The organism is Mesorhizobium sp. M1A.F.Ca.IN.020.06.1.1, from assembly GCF_004023265.1.
In the GTDB taxonomy this organism is placed as follows: Bacteria; Pseudomonadota; Alphaproteobacteria; order Rhizobiales; family Rhizobiaceae; genus Mesorhizobium.
On record NZ_RZSR01000285.1, the window covers coordinates 1 to 6,197 of the forward strand.

At 61.4% G+C, this 6,197-nt stretch carries 7 protein-coding genes and 1 pseudogene; 3 read left to right on the plus strand and 5 right to left on the minus strand.

Annotated features, from left to right (window positions below; translation table 11 throughout):
* Positions 1 to 27 precede the first annotated feature (27 nt).
* Positions 28 to 633 carry a class I SAM-dependent methyltransferase gene (locus EOA60_RS14675; RefSeq protein ID WP_245502562.1) on the plus strand — a complete coding sequence of 202 codons (606 nt, stop codon included), beginning with the start codon at positions 28 to 30 and terminating at the stop codon, positions 631 to 633.
* A gap of 125 nt (positions 634 to 758) precedes the next feature.
* On the opposite strand, the gene EOA60_RS14680 is transcribed toward EOA60_RS14675, so the two are convergent.
* Both EOA60_RS14680 and EOA60_RS14685 read right to left on the minus strand, forming a co-directional pair.
* Positions 759 to 2,738, minus strand: a complete 1,980-nt coding sequence (locus EOA60_RS14680; RefSeq protein ID WP_095825575.1) for a GGDEF and EAL domain-containing protein — start codon at positions 2,736 to 2,738, stop codon at positions 759 to 761.
* Between the two features lie 386 nt (positions 2,739 to 3,124).
* The gene (locus tag EOA60_RS14685; protein WP_067003023.1) at positions 3,125 to 3,601 is read right to left on the minus strand and encodes an Lrp/AsnC family transcriptional regulator; all 477 of its coding nucleotides are present in this window, start codon (positions 3,599 to 3,601) and stop codon (positions 3,125 to 3,127) included.
* A 141-nt stretch (positions 3,602 to 3,742) separates the two neighbouring features.
* Between EOA60_RS14685 and phhA the strand changes: the two genes are divergently transcribed.
* The gene (phhA, locus tag EOA60_RS14690; RefSeq protein ID WP_095825485.1) at positions 3,743 to 4,576 is read left to right on the plus strand and encodes a phenylalanine 4-monooxygenase; all 834 of its coding nucleotides are present in this window, start codon (positions 3,743 to 3,745) and stop codon (positions 4,574 to 4,576) included.
* 159 nt (positions 4,577 to 4,735) lie between these two features.
* On the opposite strand, the gene EOA60_RS14695 is transcribed toward phhA, so the two are convergent.
* The gene (locus EOA60_RS14695; protein ID WP_095825484.1) at positions 4,736 to 5,227 is read right to left on the minus strand and encodes a MarR family transcriptional regulator; all 492 of its coding nucleotides are present in this window, start codon (positions 5,225 to 5,227) and stop codon (positions 4,736 to 4,738) included.
* 94 nt (positions 5,228 to 5,321) lie between these two features.
* Between EOA60_RS14695 and EOA60_RS37600 the strand changes: the two genes are divergently transcribed.
* Positions 5,322 to 5,489 (plus strand): hypothetical protein, encoded by a 168-nt coding sequence (locus EOA60_RS37600; RefSeq protein WP_164746631.1) that lies wholly within the window; start codon positions 5,322 to 5,324, stop codon positions 5,487 to 5,489.
* Between the two features lie 68 nt (positions 5,490 to 5,557).
* On the opposite strand, the pseudogene EOA60_RS39875 reads toward EOA60_RS37600, so the two are convergent.
* Together EOA60_RS39875 and EOA60_RS14705 are read right to left on the minus strand one after the other, a co-directional pair.
* Positions 5,558 to 5,720 (minus strand): annotated as a pseudogene (locus tag EOA60_RS39875) (GMC family oxidoreductase); the annotation flags it as partial.
* Positions 5,719 to 6,197, minus strand: a 479-nt coding sequence (locus tag EOA60_RS14705) for a GGDEF domain-containing protein (protein WP_164899312.1), incomplete at its 5' end; no start/stop codon positions are given. The pseudogene EOA60_RS39875 and the gene EOA60_RS14705, both read right to left, overlap by 2 nt.

Consider the following 6,197-nt stretch of genomic DNA (forward strand, 5'->3'; position numbering starts at 1 on the left):
GCCTATACGAGCGAAGCGGCAAGCTCGGTGGCGGGGCGCGAGCGCCGCGAGATACTGGCCAAAACGGTCGACGAAACGGCTGCCCGGGTAGAAAACGCCGAGGTGCTGGCAATCGCCTGCGGCCATTTGCGGGAAGCCGAACTCTCAAAGGCGCTCGCCGAGAGAAAGTTAAAGCGCTGGATCGGTCTCGACCAGGATCCGGTGAGCGTCGGCACGGTCAATCGCGACCTCACCGGTACGGCAGTGGAAGCCGTGGACGGATCCGTGCGCGGTCTTTTGCGGCGCGCCTACCCGCTTGGCACATTCGATCTCGTCTATGCTTCCGGGCTGTATGACTACCTGCCGCTTCCGGTCGGCGCACGGCTGCTGCAGCGCGCGATGGAACTGGTCAAGCCGGACGGCGAATTCCTCTTCGCCAATTTCAGCGACGAGATCACGACCGACGGGTACATGGAAACGTTCATGGATTGGCCGCTCATCCTGCGATCGGCCGGCGACATGTGGGACATCATCAATGCCGCGGTGGATAAGAACCGCGTCGAAGCTGAGGTCTATTACGGATCGAATAGGAACATCGTCTACGGCAAGATCCGCAAACGCGTGGATTTCGCGGCGCCCGCCATGGAGCGGTAGCGGAGCCGCTTCACATCCGGATTTTCAAGTCGGGCCGTGCAGCGGCCCGGCTTTCTGATGCATCGCGCGGCGTGCTCGTTTCGCCGAGATGGCGCCGCCCTACATTCCTGCCGCACTGCTTTGAGTTAAGCGACGAGGTCCTGCCTGGCCTGCATGATCTCTTCGATCGGGACGGGACGTCCGGTCAGGAAGCCCTGGATCGACTGGATGCCCATGTGCTGCAGCAAATTCTGCTGCTCTTTCGTCTCGACACCCTCGACAAGGACCGTGTGGCCCAGATTGCGCAGCAGTCTGACCATGTCCTGCAACAGGCTCAGGCCTCGAACCGTCTGGCAATCGTGCAAGAAACTCCGATCGATCTTGACGACGTCGAACTTGAAACGACGGAGCCAGGCCAGACCTGCAAATCCGGTTCCGAAATCATCGAGCCAGATCTGAACGCCCAGGTTTCGAAGCTGCTCGATACTTCTGGCGGCCTGCGCCTCCAGGGATATATCGCTGCCTTCGGTGACCTCGAGCGCCAGCCTCTGAGGCGCCATGCCGTGGCGGCCAAGGATCTCGGTGACGTGAAGCGGGAAATTCGGAGCCTTGAGCTGGACGACCGAGACGTTCACGGACACGACCGATCCCAATCCGTGCTCGACCATGTCGCCGCAAGCCCGATCGATCACCCACATCCCGAGTTCCTCGATCCCGCCGGTCTGCTCGGCGACAGGTATGAACACGGACGGGCTGATCACGCTGCCGTCGAAGTCGCGCAGCCGCATCAACGACTCATGGCCAAGCACCTTGCCGGATATCGCATCGCAGATCGGCTGATAGACGACGGAGACCAGTCCCTCCGAAACGGCTTGCTTGAGCAGTTCCGAAAGATTCTGGCTGGCGCGCTTCTGATCGATGGCCTGCGCATCATAGATGGTGAAGGTCGCGCGACCGGAAAACTTGGAGGCGTAAAGCGCGCGATCGGCCTCCTGCAACAAGATCCGAAGCTCTATGCTTTGATCGGCGCGCGTCAACGAGGCGCCAGCGCTGATGGTGACGATGTTGAGTTTATCGTCCCGATCGGGATGGGAGATGTTCAAGTCCTCGACGGCCCGGCAGAATTGATGGGTCACCTCGCGCAGGTGATCCGGTCCGGCGACCTTGCAGAGCACGACGAATTCCTCGCCGCCGTACCGTCCCGCGATGGCGTGATTGGACGCCGCCGTCTCGTCGAAGGCTCGGGCAAGCTCGATCAGGCAGTCGTCGCCGGCCTGATGGCCGAGCCGGTCGTTGAACCGCTTGAAGTAGTCCACGTCCATGAGAATGACGCCTATTTCGTCATTGTCCCTGGCCCATTCCTTGCACAACTCCGCGAATTCCCGGGTGATCGCCCTGCGGTTCTTAAGCCCGGTAAGCGGGTCGGTGTCCGCGATCTCGATGAGCTTTTGACCGTTTTCGATGGCGACCTGCTCCTGGATCTGCGCCTGAAGGGCATGCAGGAAGGTCTGGTAGCGCTCCATGCTGAGGCGCCATGACAGATAAAGCGACAAAACAAGGCAATTCACGAAATAGGTTGCAAGCACCAGACGGGTGCCAAGATCGGCTTGAAGCAAGAACAGCGTGGCGCCGAGGAATGCTATTGTCACGGTTGCGGACGACAACGCCGAGAGCCATAGCCGGAAGTTGAAAAAAAGGTTGGCACCGAGAATGAAAACCGTGCCGAAGATGATGAAATGGGACAGCGCCTCCTGATGAGTCGTTCCGAGGGCCGACAGCAGCCATCCGATCGCGCCCGCCACGATCGCCAGAGCAGCAACGTAGTGCAGAGTGGTGACGGCAAAATCGCGTCGAGCAACAAGTTCGACAAGCACCAGGAAGGTCAATCCCAACGTCAGGCGCGTCAGAATCACACGGTCGGCAATGTCCGGGAAAAGGAACCAGTCGAAGGCCCCGTAGCATATGTAGCTCAACACGGCCGCCGCTATGCCCCAGCGCACGACCTTGCGATTCTGATCCGCGTTCTTCTGCAGCAGCATCGCAAAAAGCGTCGGATCGGCGGATTTCCACGGCGGGCGTGAAATCGCTTCAGTGACCCTCTGAGCCACGTCCTCCGTCAGTTGCATGCAATGCTCCTTTGCGATCATCCTCCGCATGAACGGGTTCGAGCAAGCGAAGTCCGTCAAGTCCTTACGGAAGGACGAAGGCAAGCCTGGTTCATTATAAGACACTAATGTTGCTAACCGCCGGTAAACGGATCATGCGATTGCACCGGCACAGCGACCCGCTAAGGATTCCATGCAACAATCGTGAGTTACCGAATAATGCATGGTCACACTTTCTCCAGATCGCAAGAGACGACGCACGAAACATTGCGTAAATTTCCGAGCGCGTCTTTTGTTAAGGTTCGTGTAACCTTAATTTCAGTTGATATCGGGGAAATCGTCCCGAAGTAGATTCGCTCCGACCACATTGTCGGGCCGTTCTTTGCGGAGAACCGTTTCGGGTACGATTATCGCCGCAGATGGCTGAGCGGCACGTGGCCTGGCCCCTTGATGTTCTGCAGCACAAGCTGGGTATGGACGTCGCGGACGCCGGGCAGCCGCATCAGTCGGTGCATGACGAAAGCATTGAGATCGTCCACCGACGGCACCATCACATGCAGCAGGAAATCGTGGTCGCCGGTCATCGTCCAGCAGGACGAGACCTCGTCCATGCGCTGCACGGCGGCGATAAAACTTTCCGGCGAGCCGTCGCTGTGGCTCACCAGGCGGACCTGGATGAACACCTCGACCGTCAGCCCCAGCGCGCGTCGGCTGAGCACGGCGGCAAAGCCCTTGATGATGCCGGCGCCTTGCAGCGCCTCGAAGCGCCGCGCGCAGGGCGTGGTCGACAGGCCGATCTCCTGCGCGAGTTCCGACACGGCCTTGCGCCCGTCGCGCTGCAGGGTGTCCAGCATTCTTATTTCGAACTCGTCCAACTGAGGCATTTTCCCTCCTAAACGTTGAAATTTGAGCGGAGTTTACCTCAAAATCCCTCGCGTGGCTACAAAGAAGGCTGATTTGCCTCACGAGCCGCGGCTACGATGACGCCACCATCCGGGAACCGACGATTTTTTCAGGAGGAAGAAATGACGATCAGCGTTGCCGACTATGCCCGCGAATGCGCGGCGCAAGGCCTTCGCGGCGACTATTCGGTGTGCCGCGCCGACTTCACAGTGGCTCAGCATTACGACTATTCCGCCGACGAGCAGGCAGTGTGGCGCGCGCTCTGCGATCGCCAGACGAAGCTGACGCAGAGGCTGGCGCACCGTTCCTATCTCGACGGCATCGCGACGCTCGGGCTGCTCGACAAGATTCCGGATTTCGACGCCATCAGCGAGAAATTGCGCAAGCTCACGGGCTGGGAAATCGTGGCGGTGCCCGGGCTGATCCCCGCCGGCCCCTTCTTCGACCATCTCGCAAACCGCCGTTTCCCGGTCACCAACTGGCTGCGGACCAGGCAGGAACTCGACTACATCGTCGAGCCGGACATGTTCCATGACTTCTTCGGGCATGTGCCGATCCTGACGCAGCCGGTGTTCGCCGATTTCATGCAGATGTATGGTGAGAAGGCCGAGGACATGATCGCGCTGGGCGGCGACGAGATGATCACCCGGCTCTACTGGTACAGCGCCGAATACGGCCTCATCCAGGAAGCCGGCCAGCCGGTAAAGGCTTTCGGCGCAGGACTGATGTCGTCTTTCACCGAGCTGCAATTCGCGGTCGAAAGCAAGGACGCCCATCATGTGCCGTTCGACCTGGAGACGGTGATGCGCACCGGCTACGAGATCGACAAGTTCCAGCGCGCCTACTTCGTGCTGCCGTCCTTCGACGCATTGCGCGATGCATTCGCCGGCGACGACCTCGCCGGGATCGTCACGCGGTTCAAGGGTCAGCCGGCGCTCGACCCCGCCACGGTGTAGGTACCGAAACAAATGCGCGGCGCCCAAAACCGTTCGGTGCGGCGTGCTTCGAGGTCCGGCTTTCGCCCAGCCGGCCGTCAGAGCGGTTCGGTGGCTAAAAGGCGACTGAGCCGCTCTGGGTTTTGCGGAAGCAAGCCGCCAGTGTCCGGTCCTCGGGCATCAGCCGGCCGAAGCCGGCTCGGCCTTGAGCCTCGCCAACTGCTCGCTTTGCAGCTCCAGCGCGGCGTCGATGAAGCGCAGCACGGTCGCCAACTCGGCGTCGCTGAAAGCCGCCATCACTTTCTCGCCCTCGCGCGCGATGGCGCCATAGTAGCGCTCCGAAAGTTCTCTGGTCAGGTCGGTCGCCTCGATCACCACCTTGCGCCTGTCTTCCAGGCTGCGGGTTCGGGTAACGAGCCCACGCGCCTCAAGGCGGTCGATCAAGGCCGTCACCGCTGCCGGCGTCAGCCCCGTAGCCGCCGCCACGGCGCCGGCCGATTGCGGCCCCGCGTAGAGCAAGCCCAGACAATAGCGCTCGGCTGCGATCAGCCCAAGCCGCTCCCCGACCGCCTCGTCATAGGCTTGCGTCGCGTCCTGCCAGCGCATGACGGCACGGCTGACGGCCGCCGTCATCTCAGCACGATTCATGCTTGACGAATTTAGTTCGATCATCTAACTATCAAGTTGCATAACATTCAGACTATCGTATCAATATGCGATGCCACCCTTTGCGAAGCAAGGGCAAAGTCGCCGACAGGAGTGAACAATGAGCTTGATTCAACAGCGCCCCCCTCTCTCGCATGAGGAGGAGTACAGATACGCCAAGCTGGCCATGGAATGGTATGGCTGGGGCTCGCCCATCGGCCTCGGCATCCTGCTGGTGGCACTTGCCGCCGCGGCCGTGCTGGTGCGGGTCGCCGTTTTCGGACTGTAAATCCGACCCCCAAAGGCGCGCCAGGGCGGCGCCGATTCCACTTCCGGCGCCGCCTGCCTTTTCGGGGTTCAGACTGTGATCACCTGGCCGAGGTGATCGCCCAGCCGGCAGGCGAGCGCCCGCCGTCTCCTCATTAGTCGGATAATCGCCACCATTGCCGATCCAGTCGGCGATGCGCACGCGGCCGAGATTCTTCCGCGCCATGGTCGTGCCGAAGAGCCGCAAGCCCTCAGGCGGCTTCCGAAAGATCGCGATCGAGAACGGACAGGTTGCGGCCGCGATGCTTGGCCTCGTAGAGCCTGCGGTCAGCGGCGCGCATCAGCTCCGACACGGTGGCGCTCTCGCCACAGGTGATGCCGCCGATCGAGACCGTCAAAGGCACGGTCCGCTCGTCGACAGGGCGAAAGCGGATCAGTTCGACCTCGCGACGGATGCGCTCGGCCACGCGCCTTGCTTCCGGTTCGGTGGCGCCAACCAGGAAGGCGGCGAACTCCTCGCCGCCGATTCGGCCGAGCACATCGCCGCTGCGCACGCCGCGCTCGATGGCGCCGGCGATCAGAAGCAGTGCATCGTCGCCGGTCAGGTGACCGTAATTGTCGTTGATCGTCTTGAAGTGGTCGGCATCGATGATCAGCAGGGCGCCGCGATCGGCCTTGCGCCGGGAACCGTCGAGCGCGGCGAAGAAGGTCTCGCGGTTGAGCATGCCGG

Excerpts from the sequence above, each read along its gene's own strand:
- EOA60_RS37600 (WP_164746631.1), top strand. The coding sequence starts at position 5,322 with ATGAGCTTGATTCAACAGCGCCCCCCTCTCTCGCATGAGGAGGAGTAC.
- EOA60_RS14685 (WP_067003023.1), bottom strand. The coding sequence starts at position 3,601 with ATGCCTCAGTTGGACGAGTTCGAAATAAGAATGCTGGACACCCTGCAG.
- EOA60_RS14680 (WP_095825575.1), bottom strand. The coding sequence starts at position 2,738 with ATGCAACTGACGGAGGACGTGGCTCAGAGGGTCACTGAAGCGATTTCA.
- EOA60_RS14695 (WP_095825484.1), bottom strand. The coding sequence starts at position 5,227 with ATGATCGAACTAAATTCGTCAAGCATGAATCGTGCTGAGATGACGGCG.
- phhA (WP_095825485.1), top strand. The coding sequence starts at position 3,743 with ATGACGATCAGCGTTGCCGACTATGCCCGCGAATGCGCGGCGCAAGGC.